Genomic DNA, 26,151 nt, shown 5'->3' with positions numbered 1-26,151 from the left:
GTCTACCCCAAGAGTGGTTACCAATAACTTTACGATAAACAGTTAAACCGGGTTTTCCCGACGAAGAGGTAAGGAAACCTGAAACGCGCCGCTGACCTCATCCGATAGGTAGGCCACATCACCGCCGAGGCGCTGCATGATCTCGCGACAGATCGCCAAACCAAGACCGGCGCCGCCTGCACGTTCTGGGCTAACTCGCGAGAATTTCTCGAAAATCATGGTCCGAAACTCCGCCGGGATTCCCTGCCCATTGTCGATGAAGTCAATGAACAACCAGTCACCGCTCTGCCGCGCCATGATACGCAGCTGCGGCTCTGCCGCGGTGCAGTATTTGTCGGCATTGGCGATCAGATTGATAAACACCTGTGCCAGCCGGTCCAGATCCGATGACAGCCGCATCTCATCCGTCGCCGTATCACGCTGAACTTTCAGCCGCGCGGAACCATCCGCCAGCGCGGTCGCCTCCGCATGATCCAGCACATCGCCGAGCCGCCCGGCGCTGATGTTGAGGCTGACCTGACCGTTTTCCAACACGCTCAGATCCAGCAGATCGTTCAGCAGACGGGTCAGCCGCTGCGCCTCGTCATGGATGATACCAGCATAGCGGCTGTGATCACGGGGTTCGAGGTTCTCAGTGTCGCGCAGGATTTCGGAGAAGGCGCGAATAGAAGTCATTGGCGTGCGTAATTCATGGCTCACCTGGCTAAGAAACGCATCCTTCTGCTGCGATAGCTGGGTCAGCTTTTCGTTTGTTTCCTGAAGCTTGCGCGCGGTTCTTGACAGCTCTTCAGATTGCGCCTCAAGCCGGTTGGAATACTCGAGGATCTGCGCGGTCTCATCCGCCACAGCCAGCAGATCCTGCACCGACACCGACGATCCCCCCACAATCTGCCCCACCATGGCGTGGGCCGCCGCCGCCCCGATCGAGGCGCTGAGTTCGCGTTCCAGCCGCTCCAGAAACGCAGGCGTCGGCTCCGGCAACGGACCACGCCCTCCCTGCCGCGCCAATTCGCTCTGAAAGAACTGCTGAGCCTCGCCCGCGCCCAGAATACGCTGCGACATGATCATCAGATCCTCGCTTTGCGCAACCGAGCCGGTCCAGCCGCGCGGCCCCGACGAATGATCGAACACATGAACAAACTGCGCGCCCTGTAACCGCTCCAAAGGGCTTGGAAAGGTCAGCAATGATCCGATAAGAAACGCCGCCGTGTTCAAGGCCATCGACCAGAGCACCGCATGGACCGTCGGATCAAGGCCCTCGATCCCAAAGAGCGCATGTGGCCGCAGCCAGGATAGGCCCAGCAGCCCCTCGGCCAGCACCCGCGCGGGCAACAGCCCACCGCCAAGCTCCGGCAGCAGCATTGTATAAAGCCAGATCGCAAAGCCGACCGACAGGCCGGCCAGCGCACCGCTGCGCGTGGCGCCGCGCCAGAACAGGCCCCCGACAAGGCTCGGCAGCATCTGGGAGATACCGGTAAAGGAGATCAGACCGATGGCGGCCAGCGCCGCACCGCCGCCCGATAGCGTGTAATAGAAATACCCCAGCGCCATGATGCCTGCGATGGACAGACGTCGCGACAGCAGCACCACATGCCGCACATCCCCCGAGACCGAGGCACCCACCTCCTGCCAGCGCAGCCAGATCGGCATCACGATATGGTTCGACACCATCGTCGACAGCGCCATTGCAGCCACAATGGCCATGGATGTTGCCGAGGAAAACCCGCCAAGGAAAGACAGCATCGCCAACCCTTGCTGTCCCTGCGCCAGCGGCAGGGTCAGCACGAACAGATCCGGATTCGACCCGGCCGGCAGCAACTCCAGCCCGATGGCCGCAATCGGCACCACGAAGATCGAGATCAACAGCAGATAAAGTGGAAACGCCCAGGCCGCGACCCGCAGGTGGCGTTCATCCTCATTCTCGACCACCATGACCTGAAACATACGCGGCAGGCAGACAAAGGCGGCGGCGGACAGGAACGTAATGGTGGCCCAGCGACCGCCATCGACCTGCCACTGACCTATGCTGGAGGCGTCAATCCGCGCCATCGTCTCGCCCACACCACCCACCACTCCCCAGACCACAAAAATGCCCACCGCCAGCAGGGAGATCAGTTTTACCACGGCCTCAAGCGCGACGGCGGTGACAACACCATGATGGCGTTCGTTGGCGTTGAGATTGCGCGTACCAAACAGAATGGCAAAGGCCGCAAGCCCCGCCGCCACCCAGAACACCGTCTGCGTTTCATTGACACTGCGCAGCGGATCAGCCTCGGCAAAGATCGAGAAAGACAGTGTAATGGACTGCAATTGCAGCGAAATATAGGGGGTCGTACCAATCACCGCCAGAATCGTGACGCCAATCGCCAGAAGGTTCGACTTGCCATAGCGCGCAGACAAGAGGTCAGCGATAGAGGTGATCCGCTGGCTGCGGCCGACCCGTACCAGCTTGCGCAGCCCCCACCACCAGCCGACCATTACCAGCGTCGGGCCGAGGTATATGGTGATAAACTCCAGTCCCGAACGTGCCGCGTAGCCCACGGCGCCATAGAATGTCCAGGCCGTGCAGTAGATCGACAGCGACAGCGTATAGATCAGCGGAGATCGCATCCAGCGGGCAGCGCGACCGTGGCTGGCATGGCGGTCCGCCGCAAAGGCGACGATGAACAGAAGGGCGACATATCCCAGACAGACCAGCGCCAGAACATTGAGCGACGCCATCAGTCTGCGTCCCCGCCCCGGCGCGGCTCGCCACCCTCTGTCCAATGTTCCGCCCAGCGGCGCACCGCCAGCGCAAAGCCGAAGCTGGCCAGGATCAGCCCCGCCCAAACGACCAGGATATAAATCATCGCCCGCGACAGGGGCATACCCGACACCGTGTCGGTGGCTGGATAGGGATCAGGGTCAGGCCACATCAGCGGAACCGCAAACAGCAGCGCACCGAGCACCGGCAAGAATCGTGCGACATCCATCAGGCGACGGCGGCGGTAGGTCTTGCGCTCGACAAACGGCGCCGCGGTTTCACCCTCGCCTTCGGCCCCGTCGCCACGGATCATCCCTGGCGGGCCTGTTCGGCCAGATCGGCAGCGGCGGCAGCCGCCGCATCAGACAGTTTGGCCCGGTTCTGGGCAGCCTGCGCGTGCAGATCCCGCACAGCGGTCAGCACCTCATTGTTGGAAAACGGTTTGGTCATGAACCGCGTAACTCCGGCCTGTTCGGCCATCTCCCGGTCGCGCAGCTGCCCCCTTGCGGTCAGCATCAGCACCGGCAACCCCGGCAATCGCGCGCTCTCGCGCAGCTCGCGGATGATCTCCAGGCCGCTTTTGCCCGGCAACATCAGATCCAGGATCACCAGATCCGGCTTGGCTGCACAGATCACCTCTACCGCATCACTGCCATCGGCATGGCTGTCCACCTGCCAGCCGTCGCGGGTCAGCAGAAACCGGATTGCTTCGGTGATATTCGGCTCGTCTTCGACCAGAACAACATGCCTGCCCATTGTGTGGATAGTCCTCCCCTACGCCCGAACCTTCGCGGGGTCATTGCCCCCAGGCGCCTCCGTCCCTGGCGCAACAGTAGCGCTGCGCTTGCGCCGCTGTCAAAACTCTTCCTTCAGGATCGACGGCTCGCGCCGCGCCACACAGTCGCGGCGCGAACAGATCCGGCAGCTCGCGCCGACCGGCTGAGCGGTCTCAGCCACGTCACGCTTGGGCAGGATCAGCATCACAGCATGATACAACGGATCACTGTCGAAATCCGGTCGCTGATGCGGCCAGGAAACCGCCAGACAATCAAACCCGACTGCATTGCGCCCCTGTTGCACCACATCGCGGCGCACGGGTTCCTGCGGCCGCGACAGCGCCGTGTAAAGCGGCCAGAGCGGACAGGAGGCTCCAAAACGCGGCAGGGCGAACCCGGTCACAGGCTTGCGGAACAGGATCGACCCCGAGGCATCGCAGATCACCAGCCCTGCCTCCTGCCCCAGAACTTCAGGCGGCAAGGCCCCAAGCCGCCGCAGCACCGTCGGCAGGTCACAGTCGAACGCACGCGCCAGGGCGACAGGGGCCACGCCATCGCGGGCAAGCCGCTCGGCCAAATCTGTCAGCGGCATCGCCTCGGCATCGGCGCAATATTGCAGCAGCCCGGCGCGGGCAATGGCGGTTCCGGCGGCGCTGACCAGCTCATCGGCCTGCGACAGCATTGCCTCGATCAGCCCGGGGCGGGCGGCCACATCCGCAACTTCCAGTTCCACAAAGTGGTGCTCATGAGCGGCAAAGAACTGCTCCGCCTCTTCCTGGGGCATCCCCCGCCGTTCGACCGATGTGTTGCTCTCATCAAGAAAATTCACCAGCGCACGGCTGCTCTCGGCCAGACGCCGGGAATCCTCGTTGAGGTTCTTGTGGAACCGATCCCGCCATTCGGCCTCCAGCTCGCCGGTTTCGGCGAGGATCGAGGCAGTCGACCGGATGGCGGCAGCGGTAGACAGCACCTCATGCAGCGAAGCCGCCAGCTGAGGATCATGTGTCAGCCGGTCCGACAACGTCTGGACCGTCCGTTCCAAGCTGGCAATCCGCAGTCGGCCCTGGGCCAGAACCTCGGCCCAGCCGGGAAAGCGGCCCGCAAATTCGTCTACCCGGTCCAGTTCGGCCACAGGTCGGGTTAGATCAGCCGCCGCCTCCCGCAGGGTCGCCAGCAACGCCACCTCTGCCCCTTCGGTCAGCATGGAGGGTTCAACCGCCAGCACCCGTGCAAGATCCACCAGCAGCTTACCGCCGATTCTGCGGCGATTGTGTTCAATCAGGTTCAAATAGGAGGCCGAGATATCGACCAGCCGGGCCAGCTCCGCCTGACGCAGTCCCAACATCAAGCGCCTCTCCCGGATACGGCTTCCTGTCAGCGTGTCACGGCCCATGGCAATGCCCCCTCTCAAAAACACGGTGGATCAAGGGTTTTCTGCAACGCAACATAAGTTTCTTTACAAAAAATCCTTAACACCTGTTCATTTCTTTACAGAATAAACCTGCATTTCAAGGGTTTTATTGCGCAATTTTACAAGCCGCGCCCATACTGATTTTGCACGAAAACGTGCGGGCGCCAGCGGAAGTGAGGAGCTGTTGTCGTCATTACACAAATGGGAGGATTACATGTCCAAGACTGACGTATCACGTCGCGGAGTCCTGAAGACCGGCGCCCTGGCAGGTGCCGGCGTTGCGCTTCCGACAATCTTTACCGCATCGTCTGCTGCGGCGTTTACCAACGAACCGACCGGCAGCAGCGTGACGCTGGGCTTCAACGTTCCGCAAACAGGCCCCTATGCCGACGAAGGCGCGGACGAGCTGCGCGCCTACAAGCTGGCGGTCGAACATCTGAATGGCGGCGGCGACGGCGGCATGATGAACACCTTCTCGTCCAAGTCGCTACAGGGCAACGGTATCCTGGGCAAAGAAGTCAAATACGTCACCGGCGACACTCAGACAAAATCTGACGCCGCCCGTGCCTCCGCCAAGTCGATGATCGAAAAGGACGGTGCCGTAATGATCACCGGTGGCTCGTCCTCCGGTGTTGCGATTGCCGTGCAGGGTCTCTGCCAGGAGGCCGGCGTGATCTTCATGGCGGGTCTCACCCACTCCAACGACACCACTGGTAAAGACAAGAAAGCCAACGGCTTCCGTCACTTCTTCAACGGTTACATGTCCGGCGCTGCCCTGGCGCCGGTGCTGAAGAACCTCTACGGCACTGACCGGAACGCCTATCACCTGACGGCGGATTACACCTGGGGCTGGACCCAGGAAGAATCCATCGCCGCCGCCACCGAGGCCCTGGGCTGGAACACCGTGAACAAGGTGCGCACGCCGCTGGCTGCAACCGACTTCTCGTCCTACATCGCCCCGGTTCTGAACTCCGGCGCGGATGTGCTGGTGCTGAATCACTATGGCGGCAACATGGTGAACTCGCTGACCAACGCGGTTCAGTTCGGCCTGCGTGAAAAGGTTGTAAACGGCAAGAACTTCGAGATTGTCGTACCGCTCTATTCGCGTCTGATGGCGAAAGGTGCGGGCGAGAACGTGAAGGGCATCCACGGCTCCACCAACTGGCACTGGTCGCTGCAGGACGAAGGCTCGCAGGCATTCGTACGTTCCTTCGGGTCCAAGTATGGCTTCCCGCCCAGCCAGGCCGCGCATACCGTCTACTGTCAGACCCTGCTATATGCAGATGCGGTGGAACGCGCGGGTTCGTTCAACCCCTGTGCGGTTGTCGAAGCCCTCGAAGGGTTCGAATTCGACGGTCTGGGCAACGGCAAGACGCTCTATCGCGCCGAAGACCACCAGTGCTTCAAGGACGTTCTGGTTGTGCGCGGCAAGGAAAACCCGACCTCGGAGTTCGACCTGCTTGAAGTGGTCGAAGTGACCCCGGCAGCGCAGGTGACTTACCCGCCGGATCACCCGATGTTTGCAGGCGGTGCCCTGGGCACCTGCAACAGCGGCGCCTGATCGCGATAACCGGGGCGGGCACTCTCAACGGTGCCCGTCCCGTCACTCTCCCGGCTTGACCCTGCCCGACATGTCTAGACGACAGGACCAGCGCCAGCGGCGCTGAACAGCCGACTTATGCCAATTCCAGACGGACCAACCGAAGGTGGGGACAATGGACGCAATCCTATTGCAAATCTTGAACGGGCTCGACAAGGGCTCGGCCTATGCGCTGATCGCGCTGGGTCTGACACTCATCTTTGGCACGCTCGGCGTGGTGAACTTTGCCCATGGGGCGCTGTTCATGATCGGCGCGTTCTGTGCGGTCACCGTGCAACGCGTCCTGAGCCTCAGCTTTGAAACCGTGGATGAAACCCAGAAGGATTTTCTGGGCAATCCGCTCAAGGTGAAAACCCCCTATGTGGAGAGTTGGTTCGGCCCCGAGGTGGGCGGTGCCATCGTCGACTGGGCCGTGCCGCTGGCGATCCTATTTGCCATCCCGATCATGATTACGGTTGGCTATGTGATGGAACGCGGGCTGATCAAGCATTTCTACAAGCGCCCCCATGCGGATCAGATTCTGGTGACCTTTGGCCTCGCCATCGTGTTGCAAGAGGTGGTGAAATATTTCTACGGCGCCAACCCGATCCAGACGCCTGCGCCCGATGCGCTGAACGGCGTGATCAATCTGGGTGCGATCATCGGCCTCGACATCATCTATCCGGTCTGGCGCGTGGTCTATTTCGGCTTTGCCCTTGTGATCATCGGCGGCATCTTCTCCTTCCTGCAGTTTACCACATTCGGCATGGTGGTGCGCGCCGGTATGGCCGACCGTGAAACCGTCGGGCTGCTGGGGATCAATATCGACCGCCGCTTCACCATCATGTTCGGCATCGCGGCCGCCGTCGCGGGACTGGCCGGCGTTATGTACACACCGATCAACTCCCCCAACTACCACATGGGTATGGATTTCCTGGTGCTGAGCTTTGTGGTGGTGGTTGTCGGAGGTATGGGATCGCTGCCCGGCGCCGTGCTTGCAGGGTTCCTTCTTGGCGTGCTCGAAAGCTTCGCCTCGATGAATGAAATCAAATCCCTGATCCCCGGTATCGACCAGATCATCATCTATGTGGTCGCAATCATCATTCTGCTCACCCGCCCTCGAGGCCTGATGGGCCGCAAAGGTGTGATGGAGGACTAAGCACATGTTCGCACTCAACAAAAAAGACAAGACGCTGCTGCTGGTCGTTGCCATCCTGACCCTGTTTGCACCGTTCATCCTGAACCCCTTCCCGACGGGCAGCGCCCTGGCGCAGTTCAACGCGGGCTACCCGGACCTGATGCAGCGGTTTGTAATCTTCGGGATCTTTGCCATCGGCTTCAACATTCTCTTTGGCCTCACCGGCTACCTGTCCTTTGGTCATGCCGCCTTCCTTGGTGTGGGATCCTATTCAGCGGTCTGGATGTTCAAGCTGCTCAGCATGAACGTGGTTCCGGCCATCGTGTTGTCGGTGATCGTCGCGGGTCTGTTTGCACTGGTGATCGGCTATGTCAGCCTGCGCCGCTCCGGCATCTACTTCTCGATCCTGACGCTGGCATTCGCGCAGATGTCCTTCAATCTGGCCTATTCGGTGCTGACCCCAATCACCAATGGCGAGACCGGCCTGCAGCTGACGCTGGATGACCCGCGCATTCTGGGCGTGTCGGCGACCGCTGATGGCTCGATCCCGGTGACCAGCCTCTTTGGCCTGGAGATGCGCTCGACCTTCGAGATGGTCGTGGGTCCGTGGGCCTTCCAGTTCAACGCGGGCTACTACCTCTGCGCACTGATCCTGCTGGCCGCATTCTACCTGTCGATCCGTATCTTCCGCTCGCCCTTTGGTCTGATGCTGAAGGCGGTGAAATCGAACCAGCAGCGGATGAACTACACCGGCCTGAACACGCGGCCCTACACGCTGGCTGCCTTTGTGATCTCGGGCATGTATGCCGGTCTGGCTGGCGGCCTGATGGCCTCAATGGACCCGCTGGCAGGCGCCGAACGGATGCAGTGGACCGCCTCTGGTGAAGTGGTTCTGATGACAATCCTCGGCGGAGCAGGCACCCTGATCGGGCCGGTTCTGGGCGCAGGTTTCATCAAATACTTCGAGAACATCTTCTCCAAGATCAACGACAACGTCCTGCACAGCTGGTTCAGCTTCATGCCCGACGGGATCGAGGATGCGATGGTCTTCATCGTCCACCCCTTCATCGGCAAGGGCTGGCACCTGACGCTGGGCATCCTGTTCATGCTGGTTGTGATCTTCCTGCCCGGTGGCCTGGTCGAAGGCGGACAGAAGCTGCGCGGCTGGATCCAGGGGCGCAAACACGAAAAAGACAGCCCCTCGGGCAAAACTGAACCTGCGGAATAAGGAGCAAGACCAATGGGTATCCTTGAAGTCAAAAACGTAGGCAAACGGTTCGGCGGCCTTCAGGCGCTGTCAGAGGTGAACCTCAGCGTGCGCGAAAACACGGTCCATGCCATCATCGGCCCCAATGGTGCAGGCAAATCGACCCTTCTGAACTGCCTGGTGGGCAAACTGATCCCGGATACAGGGTCGGTGATGTTTGACGGCAAATCCGTTCTGGGCCGCGCGCCCTATGAGATCAACCAGATGGGCATTTCCCGCGTCTTCCAGACGCCAGAGATCTTTGGCGACCTCTCGGTGCTGGAGAACATGATGATCCCCTGCTTTGCCAAACGCGACGGCGCCTTTGAGATGAATGCGATCAGCGCCGTCTCCAGCCAGCGCGACATTCTGGAAAAGGCAGAGCATATGCTGGAGGAGATGAACATGGCCGACAAACGGCACATGAACGCGGCCTCCATGTCACGCGGGGATAAGCGACGGCTTGAGATTGGCATGTGTCTGTCACAAGAACCGCGCCTCCTGTTGCTGGACGAACCCACAGCGGGCATGGCGCGGGCCGATACCAACAACACCATTGATCTGCTGAAACAGATCAAGTCCGAGCGCGACATCACCATCGCGATCATCGAACACGACATGCACGTCGTATTCTCGCTGGCGGACCGGATCACCGTGCTGGCGCAGGGTAAACCACTGGTGGAGGATGATCCGCAAAACATCAAAGGCAACCCGAAGGTGCGCGAAGCCTACCTCGGCGAGTCGGCGTAAGGAGATCACAGATGAACGTCAAACCCGACTTTTCCAAACACGCCAACCACGCCACCACGGCCCCGGCCTTTCTCTCGGTCTGGGACATGCACGCCTATTACGGCGAGAGCTACATCGTTCAGGGCATTTCCTTCAATGTGCATGAAGGTGAGATCCTGGCGCTTCTGGGTCGCAACGGCGCTGGCAAGACTTCGACCCTGCGTTCCATCGCGCGCACGGGTTCACCGATGGTGACCAAGGGTGAAATCTGGCTCGATCATCAGCCGCTGCACACGATGTCCTCGCATGAGGCTTCGGCGGCGGGCCTGGGTCTGGTGCCGGAAGATCGCCGCATCATCCCCGGCCTGACGGTTGAGGAAAACCTGCAGCTGGCCCAGATTGCCCCGCCCATCGGCTGGTCGATCGAACGTCTATATGAACTGTTCCCGCGTCTTGGCGAGCGGCGCAAGCAAGAGGGCGTGACCCTCTCCGGTGGGGAGCAGCAGATGCTGGCCATCGCCCGCGCGCTGGCCCGTGACATCAAGGTGCTGCTGCTCGACGAACCCTATGAAGGTCTGGCCCCCGTGATCGTCGATGAGATCGAAAAGACCCTCATCCACATCAAACAGCAGGGCATCACCACCGTCATCGTCGAACAGAACGCGGTGCGCGCTCTGGAACTGGCCGACCGCGCGGTGATCCTCGACACCGGAGGCATCGTCTTTGATGGCTCAGCGGCCGAGGTTCTGGAAAACGAGGAACTGCGCGCCGAATATCTGGCCATCTGATCCAAACACTCCCCGTCGGGTCGGTACGAATGGCCGACCTTGGCACCTTGGGGCTGATGCCAGTGCATCAGCCCTTTTTTGGTGCCGCATCCGCGCGGAATCCCGGACAATGAAGGCCTGCCACCACGAGACAGATCGGCACTGGCGCCTATCGGGCGGAATTCGCTTTGCTTTGCACAATAACAGCGGTTATCTGCCCGCATGACCGATCTCGCCTTTGAATTTGCCCCGGTGGGGCTGGCTTTGCTTGACAAACGGGTGATCCAGCGCTGCAACCGGCAGTTTGCCGAAACCTTTGGCGGCGCCAGCGCCAGTTATGTCGGCCTGCCCATCGCCGAGCTTTACCCCAGTCAGGAAGACTTCCAGCGGATTGGAGATCGGCTGCAACAGGCGGATGCGCAATCCGGCCACTATAACGACGAACGGATCATGCGCCGTCGCAACGGCGATCTGTTCTGGTGCCGGGTGCGCGGGCGGTCGCTGACACCGGAGCAGCATTTTCGCAGCGGTGTCTGGAGCTTTGCCGATATTTCAGACGACCGACCGGTGGTCAGCCTCACCCCGCGCGAGCGGGATGTGGCGATCCTTACCTGTCGCGGGCTGTCGGCCAAGGAAATCGGTGCGGAACTGAACCTTTCGTATCGCACGATAGAAACCCATCGCGCCCATCTCCTGGTCAAATTCTCCGCCCGCAAGCTGCCGGAACTGGTGGCAAAACTGACCGGAATGCCGCTCTGAGCTCTGATCTGCGCGACGAGATTGCAAATCCTGCCAATGGCGCTCATGTTAGCGGCTATCTTGTCAGCGCTTTCCTTGTGGTAAAGCATACCCTATAAGCGCCTTCAATTCTTATGCCCGTAGGGATCTGCGGGCCTGTCGGAACCGGCTGAGGACAACAATGACAAATAAGACCCACGAAGCAGACGTATCCTTCATCAAAGCGCTGGCGGAACTGCTGCGCGACAATGATCTGACCGAATTGCAGGTCAAACGTGACTACGGCGAAGACGACAGCCTGAACGTGCGCGTATCGCGCCAGACCATGGCCGCGGCCCCTGTACAGGCTTATGCCGCACCGGCCCCGGTGGCCGCGGCAGCTGCCCCGGCGGCCGCCGCCCCTGCCGCAGCACCCGCCGCCGCAGAGGATCCCGCCAGCCACCCCGGCGCCGTTCCCTCGCCGATGGTCGGGACCGTCTACACCCAGCCCGAACCGGGCGCGCCGACCTTTGTAAAAGTTGGCGATCAGGTGGCCGAGGGCGATACCCTCTTGATCGTCGAAGCCATGAAGACCATGAACCACATCCCGGCCCCGAAGGCCGGCACCATCAAGCGTATCCTCGTCGAAGACGGCGCAGCGGTCGAATTCGGAACGCCGCTGGTCATCATCGAGTAAGGGTCCAACATGTTTGATAAGATCCTGATTGCCAACCGAGGTGAGATCGCGCTGCGCGTGATCCGCGCCTGCCGGGAAATGGGCATCAAGTCGGTTGCCGTGCATTCCACCGCTGACGCGGATGCGATGCATGTTCGCATGGCCGACGAATCCGTCTGTATCGGACCGCCGTCCGGCACCCACAGCTACCTGTCGATCCCCGCCATCATCTCCGCCTGCGAGATCACCGGTGCTCAGGCGATCCATCCCGGCTATGGCTTCCTGTCGGAGAATGCCAATTTCGTTCAGATCGTCGAGGACCACGGGCTGACCTTTATCGGCCCCACCGCGGAACATATCCGCGTCATGGGCGACAAGATCACCGCAAAGGACACCATGAAGGATCTGGGCGTGCCCTGCGTGCCCGGCTCCGATGGTGGTGTACCGGATCTGGAAACTGCCAAGAAAATTGGCGAGGACATCGGCTATCCGGTGATCATCAAGGCCACCGCCGGCGGTGGCGGACGTGGCATGAAGGTAGCCAAGACCGCCGCCGACATGGAACAGGCCTTCATGACTGCCCGCGCCGAAGGCAAAGCCGCCTTTGGCAACGATGAGGTCTATATCGAGAAATACCTGACCACACCGCGCCACATCGAGATCCAGGTCTTTGGCGACGGCAAGGGCAATGCCGTTCATCTGGGCGAGCGCGACTGTTCGCTGCAGCGGCGCCACCAGAAGGTTTTCGAGGAGGCTCCCGGCCCCTGCATTACCCCGGAGGAACGCGCGCGGATCGGCAAGACCTGTGCGGATGCTGTTGCAAAGATCAATTACATCGGCGCTGGCACCATCGAGTTCCTCTATGAAAACGGTGAATTCTACTTCATCGAGATGAACACCCGCCTGCAGGTGGAACATCCGGTCACCGAGAGCATTTTCGGTGTCGATCTGGTGCGCGAGCAGATCCGGGTCGCCGAAGGCCTGCCGATGTCGTTCACACAGGACGATCTGGAGATCAACGGTCACTCGATCGAGGTGCGGATCAACGCCGAGAAACTGCCGAACTTCTCGCCCTGTCCGGGCAAGATCACCCAGTATCACGCCCCCGGCGGGCTGGGTGTGCGGATGGATTCGGCGCTTTACGACGGCTATTCGATCCCGCCCTACTACGACAGCCTGATTGGCAAGCTGATCGTGCATGGCCGCGACCGGCCAGAGGCCTTGGCACGTCTCAGCCGTGCCCTTGGAGAGCTGATCGTGGATGGTGTCGACACCACCGTTCCGCTGTTCCACGCGCTGCTCGAAGAGAAGGACATCCACACCGGGCAGTACAATATTCATTGGCTGGAAAAATGGCTGGAAACCAATCTCGGTAACGCCTGATCATTCGGGGCGGCCTTGCGGGGCCGCCTTTTTTCTTTCCCGCTGCCCGATTTTTACCCCTGCCCTTTGCCTTGTATCATCGCGTTTTCCATTTCCCCGGACCCACGATCCCGTTTTAGACTAGCCTTATGACCCTCACGCCAGAACTGCTGCTTCACGCCTATTCCGTCGGCGTTTTTCCCATGGCCGAGAGCCGGGACGACCCCGACGTTTTCTGGGTAGATCCGAAGCGGCGCGGCGTGTTCCCGATCGGTGGATTTCATCTGTCGCGCTCGCTGGCCAAAACCCTGCGAAAGGGGGGGCATGAAATTGCCGTGAACCGGGATTTTGCCGCAGTGCTTGACGGCTGTGCCGATCGCGCCGAGACATGGATCAACCCAGAAATCCGCGCCCGCTACATTGATCTGCACCAGCAGGGCAACGCCCATTCGCTTGAGGTTTATCACGCAGGTGAGCTGACAGGCGGCGTCTATGGGGTTGTGCTGGGCGGTGCGTTCTTCGGTGAGAGCATGTTCTCCCGGCGCCGGGACGCGTCAAAGATCGCATTGGCCTATCTGATGGATCGGCTGCGACAGACGGGTTTCACCCTCTGTGATACGCAGTTCCTGACGCCGCATCTCGCCTCTCTCGGCGCGGTCGAGATCAGCCGGGCGCGCTATCGCCGCCAATTGCGGGAGGCGCTGGATATTGACGCGGATTTTACCGCCGCCCCCCTGCCCACGCCTCAGGCGTTGGTGCAGCGCATCACCCAGATATCATAGCGGCTGTGATCCAGCGCGTTCAAAGCCGGGCTTGACGCGATCATCCAGCCGTCAAAATAAACCGTGGCATCATTGGGATTGCGCACCGTCACATAGGCATAGGCATCGCCGGTTGGGTTGTCGGCAGGAAAGCGGCATTCCTGCAGGCTAACGATCACGCCAAATATCTCAGCGCTGCCGCCCACCGGAATTTCCAGATCCTGCGTCTGACCACTGACCTTGTCGAGGCCGCGCAAAACGGCGGAGGTGCCATTTTCAGCAGCCCCCTGCGCGCAAGCGACACCCGTGGCCATCGCAAGTGCAAAAAGCGCCGCAATCAGACGCATCAGCCTTCGTCTCCGCTGCCTGCAACAAATTTCACCAGAAGCGAGATCAGGCTGACCGCGCCCTGAGTGTCCTCCACCGCGTCCCCCGCCTCAAAGGCAAAGGGCGATCCGCCGGGCATCACCTCAACGAAGTTGCCGCCAAGCAGGCCTTCGGAAGAAATCACCACCGCGCTGTCGTCGGGGATCTCGATCCCTTCCTTGACGGAGAACCGGGTATCGGCACGAAAGGTCTGCGGGTTCAGTTCAACACCGGTGACCGTGCCGATCTTGACACCGGCAAGACGGACATCGGTGCCAACGCTCACCCCTTCCAGAGACCGGAACGAGGCGTTCAGCTCATAAGCAGAGCCGGCGCGCGACAGACCGGCAGCCTGACCGGCATAGACGGCAAATCCGATGGCAGCGGCCAGAACCAGCCCACCTGCCAGAACCTCGGTAGTGTTATGCGACATGCTGTTTCAGCCCCTGCCTTTGGATGGGTCGACACCTGCGCCGACCGGCCAGCGCCGCTGGCGACGCTGTTGTCTCGATCAGATGTGACCGATGCTTATTCCGGCGACCATGCTTCATAGTCGCTGCGTTCCTTGGGAGCTCCGGCTGCGCGGATCGACCCGGCCGGCGCATAGGCCAGCATGGTGCCGGTCAGGTTTTCCTGATGCGGCTTTTCCCAGGGTTTATGCGCCAGAGGTTTTTCGGACGGCACTTCGTCAAACGTGCGGTGCAACCAGCCATGCCAATCTGCCCCGATGCGCGAGGCCTCAACCTCGCCGTTGAACATCACCCAGCGCTTGCTGTCGTCGGCATTGCGATAATACACGTTGCCCTGATCGTCCTCACCCACCTTGGTGCCCTTACGGGCGGTGAAGATACGCGTATTCAGGGTCGAGCCGTTCCACCAGGTCACAGCCCGCAAGAGAGAGTTCAGGATTCCCATCGGTTCCTCCGAAAATTTCGCTTCTGATATGGCGCAATTTACCGCCAAGGTCCAGACACGCTGCACCCGCCCATGGGGATTGTCGCAAAACTTCTCGGGCATTTGCACAATCGGGCCATAATTGCCGCCTAAGATGCGCGTGAATTCTTAACATCCGATAGCGAGGCCGCCCGTGCGCTTCATCCTTTCTCTGGTCGCAACCCTTATTGTCGCCGTTACTGTGCTGGACCTGATGCAGGTGACCAGCCTGATGATCCACGGCGACCGTGCCCAGCAGGGGCCAAAGACGATCCGCCTGGCCGAACCGGATGAAGGAGATTGGCAGCAGATGACAATGAAAACGCTGGACGCGGCGAAATCCATGCTGGGCCTGACTGCAGAACCAGAGAAAAGCGAGTTGCAGAAGCTGATGGAGCGGCGCCGCAAGGAAACCGCCCCTATGCGTAGTTTCGAGTTCTAGCCCGCAGTCGGCCCAGGCCAGAGTACCCCTTAGGCCGACGCCAGGGCCGTTACCTCGATCTCGATCCGAAACTTGGGATCAATCAGCCCGCATTCGATCATCGTGGCAGCTGGCGGTTTATCGCCAAAGGTCTGCGCCAACAGCGGCCAGCAGGGCTCGAACTCAGCGCGATCGGGCAGGTAGTAGTTCACCCGTACCACATCGGCAAAACTGCTGCCCGCCTGCTCAAGCGCGGCGCCAATGATATTAAGCGCTGACTGGCACTGCGCGACCACGTCGTCCCCCTGTCCCACGGTGCCTGCCACATGCACAAAGCCGCCCGCAACCACGGCGCGGCAATAGCCGATCTTGGCCTCAAATTCGCCTCCGGAGGAAATGCGTTTGATCATGTTCTCTGTCTCTTTCTTACCGAAAATCACATGGAAAAGCGGCGCAAGGTTACCCTCACGCCGCCTTTCAATCATCTCAGCTCTGCCATTGGCATCGCTACAAAGCTTAACCAGCTGTCGCCGACTCTTTTTCGGCGTCGGCGTGGATCATCAGCGGTTGTGCGTCCGAGTTCACAGCCTCTTCGTTCACGACCACTTTCTCGACGCTGTCCATTCCCGGCAGCTCAAACATGGTGTCGAGCAGGATATCCTCCAGAATGGAGCGCAGACCACGGGCGCCGGTTTTGCGTTCGATCGCTTTCTTCGCAATCGCACTCAGCGCTTCCTCGGTAAAGTCCAGCTCGGTATCTTCCAGCTCGAACAGGCGCTGATACTGTTTGACCAGAGCATTCTTCGGCTTGGTCAGAATGGTGATCAGCGCGTCCTCATCCAGATCTTCCAGTGTTGCCAGAACCGGCAGACGGCCGACGAATTCCGGGATCAGGCCGAATTTCAGCAGGTCTTCAGGTTCAAGCTTCTTGAAGGTTTCACCGACACCCGCATCGCTGTCATCACGCACATCCGCGCCAAAGCCCATGGCCGAACCCTTGCCGCGCTGTTTGATGATCTTGTCGAGACCGGCGAAGGCGCCACCGCAGATGAACAGGATATTGGTGGTGTCCACCTGTAGGAATTCCTGCTGCGGATGCTTGCGCCCGCCCTGCGGCGGCACGCTGGCCACGGTACCTTCCATCAGCTTCAGCAGCGCCTGCTGCACCCCCTCGCCCGACACGTCGCGGGTGATCGAAGGGTTTTCCGACTTGCGGGTGATCTTGTCGACCTCGTCGATGTAGACGATGCCGCGCTGCGCACGTTCGACGTTGTATTCCGACGCCTGCAACAGCTTGAGAATGATATTCTCGACATCCTCGCCCACATAACCGGCTTCGGTCAGCGTGGTCGCATCCGCCATGGTGAAGGGCACATCCAGAATACGCGCCAGCGTCTGCGCCAGCAGCGTCTTGCCGCAGCCGGTGGGGCCGATCAGCAAAATGTTGGATTTTGACAATTCGATGTCCGAACCCGCCTTCTGAGCGTGATTCAGGCGCTTGTAGTGGTTGTGCACCGCAACAGACAGCACCCGCTTGGCCATTGCCTGACCGATCACATAATCGTCAAGGACCTCGCAGATGTCCTTCGGCGTCGGAACGCCGTCGGTGGACTTCAGCCCGGAGGCCTTCGTCTCTTCGCGGATGATGTCCATGCACAGTTCGACGCATTCGTCGCAGATGAACACGGTTGGGCCCGCAATAAGCTTGCGTACCTCATGCTGGCTCTTGCCGCAGAAGCTGCAATAAAGCGTGTTCTTACTGTCGCCGCTTGAGTTCGTTGCCATGGTCTACCTTTCCGTCCAGGGCGTGCATGCGCCTCCTGCGCCACCCGTAATATTGGCAGCTTATGCCACAGGCACAGCAGCCACAATCGCAAAGTGTGCCCCGATGACGACGGGGCACACCTGCCAGCTCACACCGCTGATCAGCTGTCCTCGTCGTCCAGCTTGCTGCGGTTTTCGACGATTTCGTCGATCAATCCGAATTCCTTCGCCTCTTCGGGAGACATGAAATTATCCCGCTCCAGCGCGTTCACGATCTTGTCGTATTCCTGGCCGGTGTGCTTGACGTAGATTTCGTTCAGGCGCTTCTTCAGCTTCAGGGTTTCCTCGGCGTGGATCATGATATCCGTCGCCTGCCCTTGGAAGCCACCGGAGGGCTGATGCACCATGACGCGGCTGTTGGGCAGCGAGAACCGCATCCCCGCCTCACCCGCCGTCAGCAGCAGCGAGCCCATGGAGGCCGCCTGGCCGATCACCAGTGTCGAAACCTTCGGCTTGATGTATTGCATGGTGTCATAGATCGACAGACCCGAGGTCACAACGCCGCCGGGGCTGTTGATATACATCGAGATCTCTTTCGACGGGTTCTCCGCCTCGAGGTGCAGCAGCTGGGCCACGATCAGGGAGCTCATGCCGTCGTGAACCGGACCATTAAGGAAAATGATCCGCTCCTTCAGCAGGCGCGAAAAGATATCATAGGCGCGTTCACCGCGGCTGGTCTGTTCCACCACCATCGGCACCAGCGTGTTCATGTATGTTTCTCTTGGATCGACCATATTGACCTGCCTGCTTTGAATTGTATCGGCATCATAGCCGACTGAGTATTACCCGAGTCTTAGTGCCGCCACATTTGGGCTGCAAGGGGCGGCGATTGTTTTTGCGCTGGCCTGTGCCCTGCACCCGAATGCGGCCTCGGTGGCGCAAACAGTCAGGTCCGCGTCGAAAACCATCGCCCCGCCGTCGCAAAAGGTGGGATGCAGGCCGCAGATCGCGGTTAACAAGCAAAGATCACAGACCCAACCAAAACCGGTGTGTTACAGGTTCCCGAAATGATCGATGACTATTTTGTGCAAAAAGGGGCGTCGGCCAATCTGACGATCCCCTTTGACGGTGAGCCGCAGGATTTCTATTTCCTGCTGCTGCCGAAGGCGACGATGCTGCCCATCGCGGCCGCCGTCGAGCCGTTGCGCATTGCCAATCAGGTCACCAATACGCAGCTCTATCGCTGGTATGTGATGACACCGGATGGCGAACCGATCCGCTGTTCAAACGGGATGACCATCACGCCGGACCTGCCAATGGGTCCGCTCCCGGGGGATGCTCTGGCTTTTGTCTGCTCGGGCGTGGAACCGCAGAATGCCGCCGGTGAAGCGGTGTTGAACTGGCTGCGGCGCGAACGCCGCTTTGGCCGCTCGATCGGCGGCATCTGCACCGGGGCCTTTGCTCTGGCGCAGGCTGGGCTGCTGGGCGAGCATCGGTTCACCCTGCACTGGGAGAACCAGCCCGGTTTTGTCGAGAGATATCCGGACCTGCTCCCATCGCCCCGGATCTTTGAAATCAGCGATACTCTGATGACATGCGGCGGCGGCAATGCAGCCACAGATATGATGCTGAACCTGATCGAGGAACGCCATGGCAAGCAGCTGGCGATCATTGTTGCCGACATGTGCCTGCATGTGCGTACCGGCGGGCAGAGCACACCGCAGAAGTCCAATTACGCGGTCGCAATCGGCAGCCGCAACCAACGGCTGCTGAACGCGCTTCAGCTGATGCAGGAATCAATTGAGGAGCCACTCTCAATCGGCGAGCTCTGTGATCGGCTGGATATCTCGCGCCGTCAGCTGGAGCGGCTGTTTGCGCGCTATCTCGACCAGAGCCCGATGCATGTCTATTTCGACATGCGGCTCAGCCATGCCTTTGCGCTGATGAACGAGACCTCGATGTCAGTGACCGAGATCGCGCTGGCGTCTGGCTTCAACAGCGCCACGCATTTCTCGCGCCAGTTCAAACGCAAGTTCGGCGCCAGCCCGCATTTTTTCCGCAAGGGGTGGAACTGAGCCGCAGCAGCCGCCGACAGCAGCAGACTCCCCCCGTTGCGGATGAGCAGGCGGTGTCCTCAGCCGTCGATCTTGCGCCCCATGATTGCCAGCGACTGCTGGTAGACGGTTGCCGCATTCCATTCCTTCAGCACGCGGTAATTCGGCTCCCCCTGTTGGTAGCCACGCCCGGGTTTCCAGCCTTTCTTGCGCAGGAAATGGGCGGTTGAGGCCAGCGCATCCCCCATGTTGTAGAAATCCACCCGCCCGTTGCCATCCCAGTCCACACCGTAGTTGAGCGCATTCCCCGGCAGGAACTGGGTGTGCCCCAGTTCGCCGTGTTTGGCGCCTTTGGTCGCGCCGGTAATGGCGCCCTGATCCACCAGTTTCAGCGCACCAATGGCATGGGGTTTGAAGAAATCGGAGCGGCGGCAGTCGTAGGTCAGCGTCACGATGGCCGAGACTACCTGACTGTCACCCATGTAATTGCCAAACGCAGTTTCCATACCGTGAATCGCAATCAGGATCCCGGCCGGAACCCCGAACTTGCGTTCCAAGGCGGCAAAGAACTCCGCATTGCGTGCCTTGCGCTTGCGGCCTTGGGCGATGATCGTATTGGCGCCGCGGATCTGCATGAATTTCTCAAGAGAATAGCGAAAGCTCTTCTGGTTGCGATCTGCGGCGATGGTGCGGCTGGCGTAGCTGGTATTGGCCAGCGCCTTCAGCCCGGCCTGGCGGACGCCGGCGCGTTGCGCCTCCTGGGCGAAATCGCGTTTCCAGGTCTCAAACCCGGCAGAGGTATTGCCGCAGGATGCCGCCATCGCGGCAAGGGGAAGGCCAGAGGCCAGTATCGCGGCGGCTGCGATGGCTGACAGCCGACGGCTGAGCAGCAGCGGCGCTCGACGATGAGTGGTGGTGGCATCTGAGGTGAAGGGGCGAAACAACTGGAACATCTTAAAAAACCTGAATCCGAAGCTTATGGGCTGAACCTTCAGTCTAGCTGAAATCTGCGTCGAGACCAGCCATCAGATCACCCCGGCGCAAGCCTATGTCCGACGTCAGTTGGCGGCCTCAGGCAAACGCGCTGCCCGCAGCCAGCGCCAGACCATCGGCGACAGCTGTCATCGCGTTCTCTGAATATAGCTCAGCGCGCGGACAGAGCTGCTGCATCTGCGTCTGCACCGCCGCAAGCAGGGCCGAACCCCCGACCAGAACCACCCGCGTGACCTGATCACCGCGCAGATCCGCCCGACGAAGGGTCTCGCGGGCACAGGCGGTGATCTCGTCGATATCGCTCGCCAGGCTCTGCTCAAGCTTCTGCGTGTCCAGGGGCACCGACAGCCCCGGTTCCAGAACCTTCAGATCAATCACCGCGCGGCGGCGATCTGGGTGATTGACCGCGATTTTGCCCCGCTCAACGGCAAAGGCCAGATCGTGCCCCAGCTCATCTTCCAACACGGAGACAAGCCGTGCCAGTTTTTCAGGTTCTTCGGCATTGCGCGCCAGATCCTGCGCGGCGCGGCGACTGTCGGCAGCATAGAGGAAAGGGATCATCTGCCAGGTCGCCAGATCGTTGAACAGCCGGTTGGGTGCAGGCAGGCTGCCGCCGCCAAAACTGTTGCGAATGGCACTGCCGCGCCCCAACAGCGGCATCACGTAATCAATGCTCAGCTGCCGATCGAAATCGGTCCCGCCAAGACGCACGCCATGCGAGGCCAGAATACGCGCGGTCCCATCCCGTGACTGCTCAAAGGCTGTGAAGTCCGAGGTGCCGCCGCCGATATCAACGATCAGGCCGATGCCGGGCTTGGGCTGTGCCGAGCGCAGGGCCGCTTCGGGTTCCAGCATGAAACGGACCTCCTCAAACCCTGCGGCCAGATAGCAGGCGCGCAGGTCCACTTCGGCCTGGGCATCGCGGGCTGCATCCTTGCTGTGAAACAGCACCGGACGGCCTGACAGCGCATGGCTGAACGACTGGCCGGTTGCCGCCTCTGCCCGGGTCTTCAGCTCGGCCAGAAAACGGGCCACGATAGTGACAAAATCGACCAGCTCACCGTTCAGACGACGCTTTTCATACATCAGCGGCGTGCCGAGAAGGCTTTTCAAGGCACGCATGAAGCGGCCTTCGTCCCCATTGATCAACGCGCGGGTGGCTGGCCGCCCGATAATCATCTTGCGACGATCAGGATCAAAGAAAACGGCGGTTGGCAGCGTGGTTTCCCCCGGCTCGATCTCCACCAGCCAGGGTCGTCCGTTGACCGCAACACCGGCTGCCGAGTTGGAGGTGCCAAAGTCGATTCCAAGGGTGTTGGGAGTGGGCATGTCTGGCACCTATCGCTGAGAAAGAACCGGCGTGAGTATCTGAAGACGTTGTGCAAAACAAGTGTTCAGACAGCGGCGGAACGACACAACTCTGGCGGAACGCAAACCACCCCCGCGATAGCCATCGCGGAGGTGGTGGGAGGCAGGCATCGCCTGACGCCCGCACTGAGGAGTGCTGGCGGGGTCAGTCGGCGGTTGCGGCCTTCAGATAAGCGATCACTGCTTCGATATCGGCGTCTTTCTTCAACCCCGCAAAGGACATCTTGGTCCCTTTCATGTATTTCTTCGGATTTGCGAGAAAGGCCGCAAGCGCGGCCTCATCCCAGACCAGCCCATTTTCTGCCGCCGCTAGCAGCGCCTTGGAATAGCGAAACCCATCAACATGGGCGGCTGGCGCGCCGATGATTCCGTTCAGGATCGGACCGGTTTTCGATTTCGCGCCCGCGCCGATCTGGTGGCAGGATTTGCATTTGCGAAAGGTCTTCTCGCCCTTTGCGACCAGCTCAGGGTCTGGGCCGATGTCTGGGGTAGCCTCTGGGGCGACGGCCTCTTTGACGGACGCGCTGTCTGCCTCTGCGGCGGGCACGGCCGGTTCGGCTGCCGTGTCCGCTTGTGTCTCAGCGGCATCGGTTTCGTCCGGCGTCAAATCCAGCACCATGGCGCGCATGGTAATCTCGACGCTGTCCTTGCAGCTCTCCATGCAGGGCTCCGGGTTCCAGAAGTGTTTTTCCGCTTCCAGCCGGTCATCCAGAATGAAGCCATCCGCATTGGGCAGCTTCACCCCGGCAAAGGTTTCGTCCGACAGCACGAACTCATCATCGACCAGGTCGTTGGAATAGAGGATATAGGCGACAATCGCATAGACCTCATCCGGGGTCAGAGATTGTGCGTCGCCAAAGGGCATGGAACGGTTCACGTAATCCCACGTGGTAGAGAGATACGGCCAGTAGCTGCCGACAGTTTTCAGCGGATCGTCATGGTCGAGCGTGCCCTGCCCGCCCGCGAGCTTGGGCCAATTGCCCACACCCTCGGCGAAATCGCCGTGGCAGACCGCGCATTTTTCGGCAAAGACCTCCTCGCCGGTGAAGACATCGCCCGAGCCTTCGGGCAGCCCGGTGCCATCGGGAGAGACATCGAGATCCCAGGCCGCGATTTCCTCCGGCATGGCCGGGCGACCGAGGCCGAATTTTTCCGCTGCGGCTGGCGTCACGACCATGGTGGAAAAGACAGCTGCTGCAAGCAAACTCCGCCTCCCCTCGGTGGGCTTCATCACCACTTCAAGAAACCTCGACATTTTCCGCCTCCCCGTTTGCCTTGACCCACCAGGTCTGGATGGCGTTGTTGTGATAAATCGAATTCAGCCCCCGCACCTCGCGCAGCTGCGCCTTGGTTGGCTGCACATAGCCCGACGCGTCGCGAGCCCGGCTTTGCAGCAGCATCTCGGACCCGTCCCAGTTGATATCCAGATAGAACCGGGTCAGCGCCTTGTCCGTTCCCGGTGCCGCCAGCCGCGCCTCGGTCCAGGTCTTGCCGCCATCCAGGGACACATCCACGCCAGTGATTGCGCCGCGCCCGGACCAGGCCAGGCCAGTGATCACCAGCGGCCCGGCGCCATGGGTAATCGGTGCCTGAGGGCTTGGGCTGGTCACAACGGATTTTGCGTCCATCTCCCAGGTCCACTTGCGGCTGATGCCATTGGCCAGCGTGTCGGTGTATTTCGAGGTTTCCTCGCGGCTCTCGACCGGACCCGCCATGACCTCGATCCGGCGCAGCCATTTGATCCACATGTTGCCTTCCCAGCCCGGCACCACGAGGCGCACCGGATAGCCGTGCTCCTTGCGCAGCGCCTCGCCGTTGGCCTTGAAGGCGACCAGCACGTCGTCCATCGCCTTCTCCAGCGGGATCGAGCGCCCGTTGGAGGACGCATCCGCCCCCTCGACATAAACCCATTTGCCTGCGGGGTTTACGCCCGCTTCCTCAAGCAGGGTGCGCAGCGGGACACCGGAATATTCCATGTTGTGGATCATGCCATGGGTGAACTGCGCGCCATTGAGTTGCGCGCCGGCCCACTCCATGCCGGAATTCGCAGCACATTCGCAGAAATAGACGCGGTTTTCGCGCGGGAAGCGTTCCAGATCCGCATAGGTAAACACTAAAGGCGTGTCGACCAGGCCGTTGATCATCAGCCGGTAGTCATCCTTGCGCAGCTCAATCGCGCCGGAGTGATGACGTTCAAAGGCGCAGCCCTGCGGGGTGATGGTTCCGTCCAGCGCGTGGATCGGCGTGAAGTTGATCGAGCTGATGGTGTCCGCCGTCAGCCACTCCACATTGCGCCGGACCACGTCGCTTTCGTATTTGATCGGCAGGCCGTAGGGGGTGGTATCCACGCCGTCGCCAAGACCGGATGCCCAGTCCTGCACCTCTGTGATCAGCGGGTCGGGTGTCGCGGCGCCAGCAGAACGGCTCGCCACTGCCCCTGCCCCAACCGCCGCAGCACCGGCCAGAAACTGGCGGCGCGACCGGCTGGTTTGCTTCGGTTTATCAGTCATCTCTGATTGCCTCCTTACATCGAAAAATTCACTTTCGTGAATTCATCAGCGCAAAAATTTTTCGCGGATGCCGGGCTTAGGCGCCCGACACCTGCACGGAATTGTTCGGGGAAAGGGTAACGGTGCCCATCTTGCGAATGTGGCTTTCGACCACATCCCAGATCTGCGGCCCCTCGGTCCCTTCATTCACGCTGGCCCAACCGGCAACGATATAGGTCTTGGCCGGGTCAATCGCCTCGCCGGTCTTCAGCAGTGTCATATTGCTGATCCGTTCGCCCTGCGGCTTGGTGATGTCGATATGGTAGCCCATACCACCGACGCGCACCATGTCGCCGCCCTGCTGGTAATAAGGGTCGGGATTGAAAATGTTGTCGGCCACGTCCTCCATCACCACCTTCAGGAATTCGCCTGTCATTTCATTGCGATAGGCTGCACCGTAGCTCATCGACGTGACATTCCAGATATCCTCGCGGGTGATGTCATCGCCGGGCAGCAAGGACGGCCCCCAACGCACGCCGGGCGACAGGGCGATATCGGCTTCACGCTCGGTCAGCAGCGCGTCACAGATGAGATCGTCCCAAGTGCCGTTGAAATTGCCACGCCGATAGAGCAACTCATCAGTCTGGCCGATCACCTCGGCCAGCTCTGCCTCATAGGGCGCGCGCTGGTCGTTGATCAGCTGGCTGATCACCGGATCCGGCGCAATGACGTCCGAAAACACCGGGATCAGCTTGTGCCGCAGCCCCATCAGCTGGCTGTCACGCACATCCAGATCCACGCGGGAGACGAATTTACCATTGGACCCAGACGCAACAATGTGGGTCTGACCAACAAGAACCGGTTCCGGTAGCGCATCATGGGTGTGGCCGGACAGGATCACGTCGATGCCGCTGACCACACCGGCCATTTTCTTGTCAACGTCAAAACCGTTGTGCGACAGCACCACAACAACATCCGCACCAGCGGCGCGTACCTCGTCGACCATCTCCTGCATATGTTCATCGCGGATCCCAAAGGAGTATTCCGGGAACATCCAGCCGGGGTTTGCAATCGGCATATAGGGGAAGGCCTGACCGATCACCGCAACCTTCGCGCCGCCACGGTCGAAGAACTTATAAGGTTTGAACAGCTCAGCCGGTTCATCCCATTCCGCATCAAAGATATTCTGGCCAAGTGCGGCAAAGGGCAGCCCCTCGACGATCTCATTCACCCGATCCGACCCCAGCGTGAACTCCCAGTGGAAGGTCATCGCATCCGGCTTCAGCGCGTTCATCACATTGACCATGTCCTGGCCTTCGGTGTGATGGCAGGTGTAGGAACCATGCCAGGTGTCACCGCCATCCAGCAGAAGCGCATCGGGGCGGTCGGCGCGGATCGCATTGATAATGGTGGCAACCCGGTCCAGCCCCCCGACCCGGCCATAGCCCTGCGCAAGCGACGCAAAATCATTGTAGGTCAGTGCATAAGCTGAGGGGCTGCCATCGGCGATCCCATAGGCCTTGCGGAAATCCGCGCCGGTGATATGCGGAACATGGCCCTTGTTGTCACCAACCCCAAGATTGACCGAGGGCTCACGAAAATAGATCGGCTTCAGCTGAGCGTGAATGTCCGTGACATGGATCAGGCTGATGTTGCCATAGGTGTCAAACTGCAGGAGCTGATCCTGTGTCAGCTTCTGCTGCGCTGCCAGTCTGGCCCAGCTGCCAAAACCTGAGGCACCAACCAGCGCTGACGCTGCCATGGAGACCTGCAAGAAATCACGCCGCGAGATCATGGGTTCATCTTCCTACTGAGACACACGATATATTCGCATGTTTGAATGATATTGAGGGAAACG

The 26,151-nt window shown here is 60.5% G+C and carries 26 protein-coding genes; 11 read left to right on the top strand and 15 right to left on the bottom strand.

The features are described 5' to 3' along the window. Nucleotides 1-42: 42 nt before the first annotated feature. The 4 genes from VXL81_RS07195 to VXL81_RS07180 all read right to left on the bottom strand — a co-directional run bounded on the left by VXL81_RS07195 (nt 43) and on the right by VXL81_RS07180 (nt 4,912). Nucleotides 43-2,721, bottom strand: a complete 2,679-nt coding sequence (locus tag VXL81_RS07195) for an ATP-binding protein (RefSeq protein ID WP_416553524.1) — start codon at nt 2,719-2,721, stop codon at nt 43-45. Further along, on the bottom strand, nt 2,721-3,056 hold the full coding sequence (locus tag VXL81_RS07190) for a hypothetical protein (protein ID WP_416553522.1): 336 nt from the start codon (nt 3,054-3,056) through the stop codon (nt 2,721-2,723). Before VXL81_RS07190 ends, VXL81_RS07195 begins: the two co-directional genes overlap by 1 nt. Next, entirely contained in the window at nt 3,053-3,499 is a 447-nt protein-coding gene (locus VXL81_RS07185; protein ID WP_340545327.1) for a response regulator transcription factor, read from the bottom strand. The genes VXL81_RS07190 and VXL81_RS07185 overlap by 4 nt, the downstream gene beginning before the upstream one ends. Before the next feature lie 99 nt (nt 3,500-3,598). Then, nucleotides 3,599-4,912 (bottom strand): short-chain fatty acyl-CoA regulator family protein, encoded by a 1,314-nt coding sequence (locus VXL81_RS07180; RefSeq protein WP_416553520.1) that lies wholly within the window; start codon nt 4,910-4,912, stop codon nt 3,599-3,601. A 232-nt stretch (nt 4,913-5,144) separates the two neighbouring features. On the opposite strand from VXL81_RS07180, the gene VXL81_RS07175 reads away from it, so the two are divergent. The 9 genes from VXL81_RS07175 to aat all read left to right on the top strand — a co-directional run bounded on the left by VXL81_RS07175 (nt 5,145) and on the right by aat (nt 13,926). Beyond that, complete coding sequence (locus VXL81_RS07175; protein ID WP_340545325.1) at nt 5,145-6,491, top strand: substrate-binding protein; 1,347 nt, start codon at nt 5,145-5,147, stop codon at nt 6,489-6,491. A gap of 154 nt (nt 6,492-6,645) precedes the next feature. After that, nucleotides 6,646-7,668 carry a branched-chain amino acid ABC transporter permease gene (locus tag VXL81_RS07170; RefSeq protein ID WP_340545324.1) on the top strand — a complete coding sequence of 341 codons (1,023 nt, stop codon included), beginning with the start codon at nt 6,646-6,648 and terminating at the stop codon, nt 7,666-7,668. Between the two features lie 4 nt (nt 7,669-7,672). Continuing rightward, nucleotides 7,673-8,875, top strand: coding sequence for a branched-chain amino acid ABC transporter permease (locus VXL81_RS07165; RefSeq protein ID WP_416536174.1), 1,203 nt, complete (start codon nt 7,673-7,675; stop codon nt 8,873-8,875). 12 nt (nt 8,876-8,887) lie between these two features. Then, nucleotides 8,888-9,643: an ABC transporter ATP-binding protein gene (locus VXL81_RS07160; RefSeq protein WP_340545322.1), complete on the top strand. Its 756-nt coding sequence runs from the start codon at nt 8,888-8,890 to the stop codon at nt 9,641-9,643. A gap of 11 nt (nt 9,644-9,654) precedes the next feature. Then, a complete protein-coding gene (locus VXL81_RS07155; RefSeq protein WP_340545321.1) occupies nt 9,655-10,410 on the top strand; it encodes an ABC transporter ATP-binding protein in 756 nt (251 codons plus the stop codon). A 201-nt stretch (nt 10,411-10,611) separates the two neighbouring features. Beyond that, nucleotides 10,612-11,148: a PAS and helix-turn-helix domain-containing protein gene (locus VXL81_RS07150; RefSeq protein ID WP_340545320.1), complete on the top strand. Its 537-nt coding sequence runs from the start codon at nt 10,612-10,614 to the stop codon at nt 11,146-11,148. A 160-nt stretch (nt 11,149-11,308) separates the two neighbouring features. Further along, nucleotides 11,309-11,803, top strand: coding sequence for an acetyl-CoA carboxylase biotin carboxyl carrier protein (gene accB, locus VXL81_RS07145; protein WP_340545319.1), 495 nt, complete (start codon nt 11,309-11,311; stop codon nt 11,801-11,803). A 9-nt stretch (nt 11,804-11,812) separates the two neighbouring features. Further along, nucleotides 11,813-13,165: an acetyl-CoA carboxylase biotin carboxylase subunit gene (gene accC / locus VXL81_RS07140; RefSeq protein WP_340545318.1), complete on the top strand. Its 1,353-nt coding sequence runs from the start codon at nt 11,813-11,815 to the stop codon at nt 13,163-13,165. A 128-nt stretch (nt 13,166-13,293) separates the two neighbouring features. Next, the gene (aat, locus tag VXL81_RS07135) at nt 13,294-13,926 is read left to right on the top strand and encodes a leucyl/phenylalanyl-tRNA--protein transferase (RefSeq protein WP_416553518.1); all 633 of its coding nucleotides are present in this window, start codon (nt 13,294-13,296) and stop codon (nt 13,924-13,926) included. On the opposite strand, the gene VXL81_RS07130 is transcribed toward aat, so the two are convergent. The 3 genes from VXL81_RS07130 to VXL81_RS07120 all read right to left on the bottom strand — a co-directional run bounded on the left by VXL81_RS07130 (nt 13,890) and on the right by VXL81_RS07120 (nt 15,186). Next, complete coding sequence (locus tag VXL81_RS07130; protein ID WP_416553516.1) at nt 13,890-14,252, bottom strand: DUF2155 domain-containing protein; 363 nt, start codon at nt 14,250-14,252, stop codon at nt 13,890-13,892. The two genes, aat and VXL81_RS07130, sit on opposite strands and share 37 nt — an antisense overlap. Next, complete coding sequence (gene mlaD, locus VXL81_RS07125; RefSeq protein ID WP_340545315.1) at nt 14,252-14,704, bottom strand: outer membrane lipid asymmetry maintenance protein MlaD; 453 nt, start codon at nt 14,702-14,704, stop codon at nt 14,252-14,254. Before mlaD ends, VXL81_RS07130 begins: the two co-directional genes overlap by 1 nt. Nucleotides 14,705-14,799: 95 nt before the next feature. Continuing rightward, nucleotides 14,800-15,186: an NADH:ubiquinone oxidoreductase subunit NDUFA12 gene (locus VXL81_RS07120; RefSeq protein WP_340545314.1), complete on the bottom strand. Its 387-nt coding sequence runs from the start codon at nt 15,184-15,186 to the stop codon at nt 14,800-14,802. Nucleotides 15,187-15,358: 172 nt separating this feature from the next. Between VXL81_RS07120 and VXL81_RS07115 the strand changes: the two genes are divergently transcribed. Further along, entirely contained in the window at nt 15,359-15,646 is a 288-nt protein-coding gene (locus VXL81_RS07115) for a hypothetical protein (protein WP_416553514.1), read from the top strand. Between the two features lie 29 nt (nt 15,647-15,675). Here VXL81_RS07115 and VXL81_RS07110 read toward each other — a convergent pair whose 3' ends face one another. The 3 genes from VXL81_RS07110 to VXL81_RS07100 all read right to left on the bottom strand — a co-directional run bounded on the left by VXL81_RS07110 (nt 15,676) and on the right by VXL81_RS07100 (nt 18,183). Beyond that, a complete protein-coding gene (locus VXL81_RS07110) occupies nt 15,676-16,035 on the bottom strand; it encodes a RidA family protein (protein WP_416553512.1) in 360 nt (119 codons plus the stop codon). Between the two features lie 106 nt (nt 16,036-16,141). After that, the gene (gene clpX, locus VXL81_RS07105) at nt 16,142-17,410 is read right to left on the bottom strand and encodes an ATP-dependent Clp protease ATP-binding subunit ClpX (protein WP_340545311.1); all 1,269 of its coding nucleotides are present in this window, start codon (nt 17,408-17,410) and stop codon (nt 16,142-16,144) included. Between the two features lie 140 nt (nt 17,411-17,550). Then, nucleotides 17,551-18,183 (bottom strand): ATP-dependent Clp protease proteolytic subunit, encoded by a 633-nt coding sequence (locus tag VXL81_RS07100; RefSeq protein WP_340545310.1) that lies wholly within the window; start codon nt 18,181-18,183, stop codon nt 17,551-17,553. Between the two features lie 273 nt (nt 18,184-18,456). On the opposite strand from VXL81_RS07100, the gene VXL81_RS07095 reads away from it, so the two are divergent. Then, a complete protein-coding gene (locus tag VXL81_RS07095) occupies nt 18,457-19,464 on the top strand; it encodes a GlxA family transcriptional regulator (RefSeq protein WP_416553510.1) in 1,008 nt (335 codons plus the stop codon). Nucleotides 19,465-19,523: 59 nt separating this feature from the next. Here VXL81_RS07095 and VXL81_RS07090 read toward each other — a convergent pair whose 3' ends face one another. The 5 genes from VXL81_RS07090 to soxB all read right to left on the bottom strand — a co-directional run bounded on the left by VXL81_RS07090 (nt 19,524) and on the right by soxB (nt 26,088). Continuing rightward, nucleotides 19,524-20,333 (bottom strand): lytic murein transglycosylase, encoded by an 810-nt coding sequence (locus VXL81_RS07090; protein WP_416553540.1) that lies wholly within the window; start codon nt 20,331-20,333, stop codon nt 19,524-19,526. 181 nt (nt 20,334-20,514) lie between these two features. After that, nucleotides 20,515-21,765: an Hsp70 family protein gene (locus tag VXL81_RS07085; RefSeq protein ID WP_416553508.1), complete on the bottom strand. Its 1,251-nt coding sequence runs from the start codon at nt 21,763-21,765 to the stop codon at nt 20,515-20,517. 184 nt (nt 21,766-21,949) lie between these two features. Beyond that, the gene (locus VXL81_RS07080; RefSeq protein WP_416553538.1) at nt 21,950-22,981 is read right to left on the bottom strand and encodes a c-type cytochrome; all 1,032 of its coding nucleotides are present in this window, start codon (nt 22,979-22,981) and stop codon (nt 21,950-21,952) included. A gap of 61 nt (nt 22,982-23,042) precedes the next feature. After that, on the bottom strand, nt 23,043-24,314 hold the full coding sequence (soxC, locus tag VXL81_RS07075; protein ID WP_416553506.1) for a sulfite dehydrogenase: 1,272 nt from the start codon (nt 24,312-24,314) through the stop codon (nt 23,043-23,045). A 76-nt stretch (nt 24,315-24,390) separates the two neighbouring features. Further along, nucleotides 24,391-26,088: a thiosulfohydrolase SoxB gene (gene soxB, locus VXL81_RS07070; RefSeq protein ID WP_416542408.1), complete on the bottom strand. Its 1,698-nt coding sequence runs from the start codon at nt 26,086-26,088 to the stop codon at nt 24,391-24,393. Nucleotides 26,089-26,151 lie beyond the last annotated feature (63 nt).

The organism is Phaeobacter sp. JH204B, assembly GCF_048055755.1.
Classification (GTDB): Bacteria; Pseudomonadota; Alphaproteobacteria; order Rhodobacterales; family Rhodobacteraceae; genus Phaeobacter; species Phaeobacter bryozoorum.
This window is presented reverse-complemented; position numbering and strand designations above follow the sequence as displayed.

Excerpts from the sequence above, each read along its gene's own strand:
- VXL81_RS07195 (WP_416553524.1), bottom strand. The coding sequence starts at position 2,721 with ATGGCGTCGCTCAATGTTCTGGCGCTGGTCTGTCTGGGATATGTCGCC.
- VXL81_RS07190 (WP_416553522.1), bottom strand. The coding sequence starts at position 3,056 with ATGATCCGTGGCGACGGGGCCGAAGGCGAGGGTGAAACCGCGGCGCCG.
- VXL81_RS07185 (WP_340545327.1), bottom strand. The coding sequence starts at position 3,499 with ATGGGCAGGCATGTTGTTCTGGTCGAAGACGAGCCGAATATCACCGAA.
- VXL81_RS07180 (WP_416553520.1), bottom strand. The coding sequence starts at position 4,912 with ATGGGCCGTGACACGCTGACAGGAAGCCGTATCCGGGAGAGGCGCTTG.
- VXL81_RS07175 (WP_340545325.1), top strand. The coding sequence starts at position 5,145 with ATGTCCAAGACTGACGTATCACGTCGCGGAGTCCTGAAGACCGGCGCC.
- VXL81_RS07170 (WP_340545324.1), top strand. The coding sequence starts at position 6,646 with ATGGACGCAATCCTATTGCAAATCTTGAACGGGCTCGACAAGGGCTCG.
- VXL81_RS07165 (WP_416536174.1), top strand. The coding sequence starts at position 7,673 with ATGTTCGCACTCAACAAAAAAGACAAGACGCTGCTGCTGGTCGTTGCC.
- VXL81_RS07160 (WP_340545322.1), top strand. The coding sequence starts at position 8,888 with ATGGGTATCCTTGAAGTCAAAAACGTAGGCAAACGGTTCGGCGGCCTT.
- VXL81_RS07155 (WP_340545321.1), top strand. The coding sequence starts at position 9,655 with ATGAACGTCAAACCCGACTTTTCCAAACACGCCAACCACGCCACCACG.
- VXL81_RS07150 (WP_340545320.1), top strand. The coding sequence starts at position 10,612 with ATGACCGATCTCGCCTTTGAATTTGCCCCGGTGGGGCTGGCTTTGCTT.
- accB (WP_340545319.1), top strand. The coding sequence starts at position 11,309 with ATGACAAATAAGACCCACGAAGCAGACGTATCCTTCATCAAAGCGCTG.
- accC (WP_340545318.1), top strand. The coding sequence starts at position 11,813 with ATGTTTGATAAGATCCTGATTGCCAACCGAGGTGAGATCGCGCTGCGC.
- aat (WP_416553518.1), top strand. The coding sequence starts at position 13,294 with ATGACCCTCACGCCAGAACTGCTGCTTCACGCCTATTCCGTCGGCGTT.
- VXL81_RS07130 (WP_416553516.1), bottom strand. The coding sequence starts at position 14,252 with ATGCGTCTGATTGCGGCGCTTTTTGCACTTGCGATGGCCACGGGTGTC.
- mlaD (WP_340545315.1), bottom strand. The coding sequence starts at position 14,704 with ATGTCGCATAACACTACCGAGGTTCTGGCAGGTGGGCTGGTTCTGGCC.
- VXL81_RS07120 (WP_340545314.1), bottom strand. The coding sequence starts at position 15,186 with ATGGGAATCCTGAACTCTCTCTTGCGGGCTGTGACCTGGTGGAACGGC.
- VXL81_RS07110 (WP_416553512.1), bottom strand. The coding sequence starts at position 16,035 with ATGATCAAACGCATTTCCTCCGGAGGCGAATTTGAGGCCAAGATCGGC.
- clpX (WP_340545311.1), bottom strand. The coding sequence starts at position 17,410 with ATGGCAACGAACTCAAGCGGCGACAGTAAGAACACGCTTTATTGCAGC.
- VXL81_RS07100 (WP_340545310.1), bottom strand. The coding sequence starts at position 18,183 with ATGGTCGATCCAAGAGAAACATACATGAACACGCTGGTGCCGATGGTG.
- VXL81_RS07095 (WP_416553510.1), top strand. The coding sequence starts at position 18,457 with ATGATCGATGACTATTTTGTGCAAAAAGGGGCGTCGGCCAATCTGACG.
- VXL81_RS07085 (WP_416553508.1), bottom strand. The coding sequence starts at position 21,765 with ATGCCCACTCCCAACACCCTTGGAATCGACTTTGGCACCTCCAACTCG.
- VXL81_RS07080 (WP_416553538.1), bottom strand. The coding sequence starts at position 22,981 with ATGGTCGTGACGCCAGCCGCAGCGGAAAAATTCGGCCTCGGTCGCCCG.
- soxC (WP_416553506.1), bottom strand. The coding sequence starts at position 24,314 with ATGACTGATAAACCGAAGCAAACCAGCCGGTCGCGCCGCCAGTTTCTG.
- soxB (WP_416542408.1), bottom strand. The coding sequence starts at position 26,088 with ATGATCTCGCGGCGTGATTTCTTGCAGGTCTCCATGGCAGCGTCAGCG.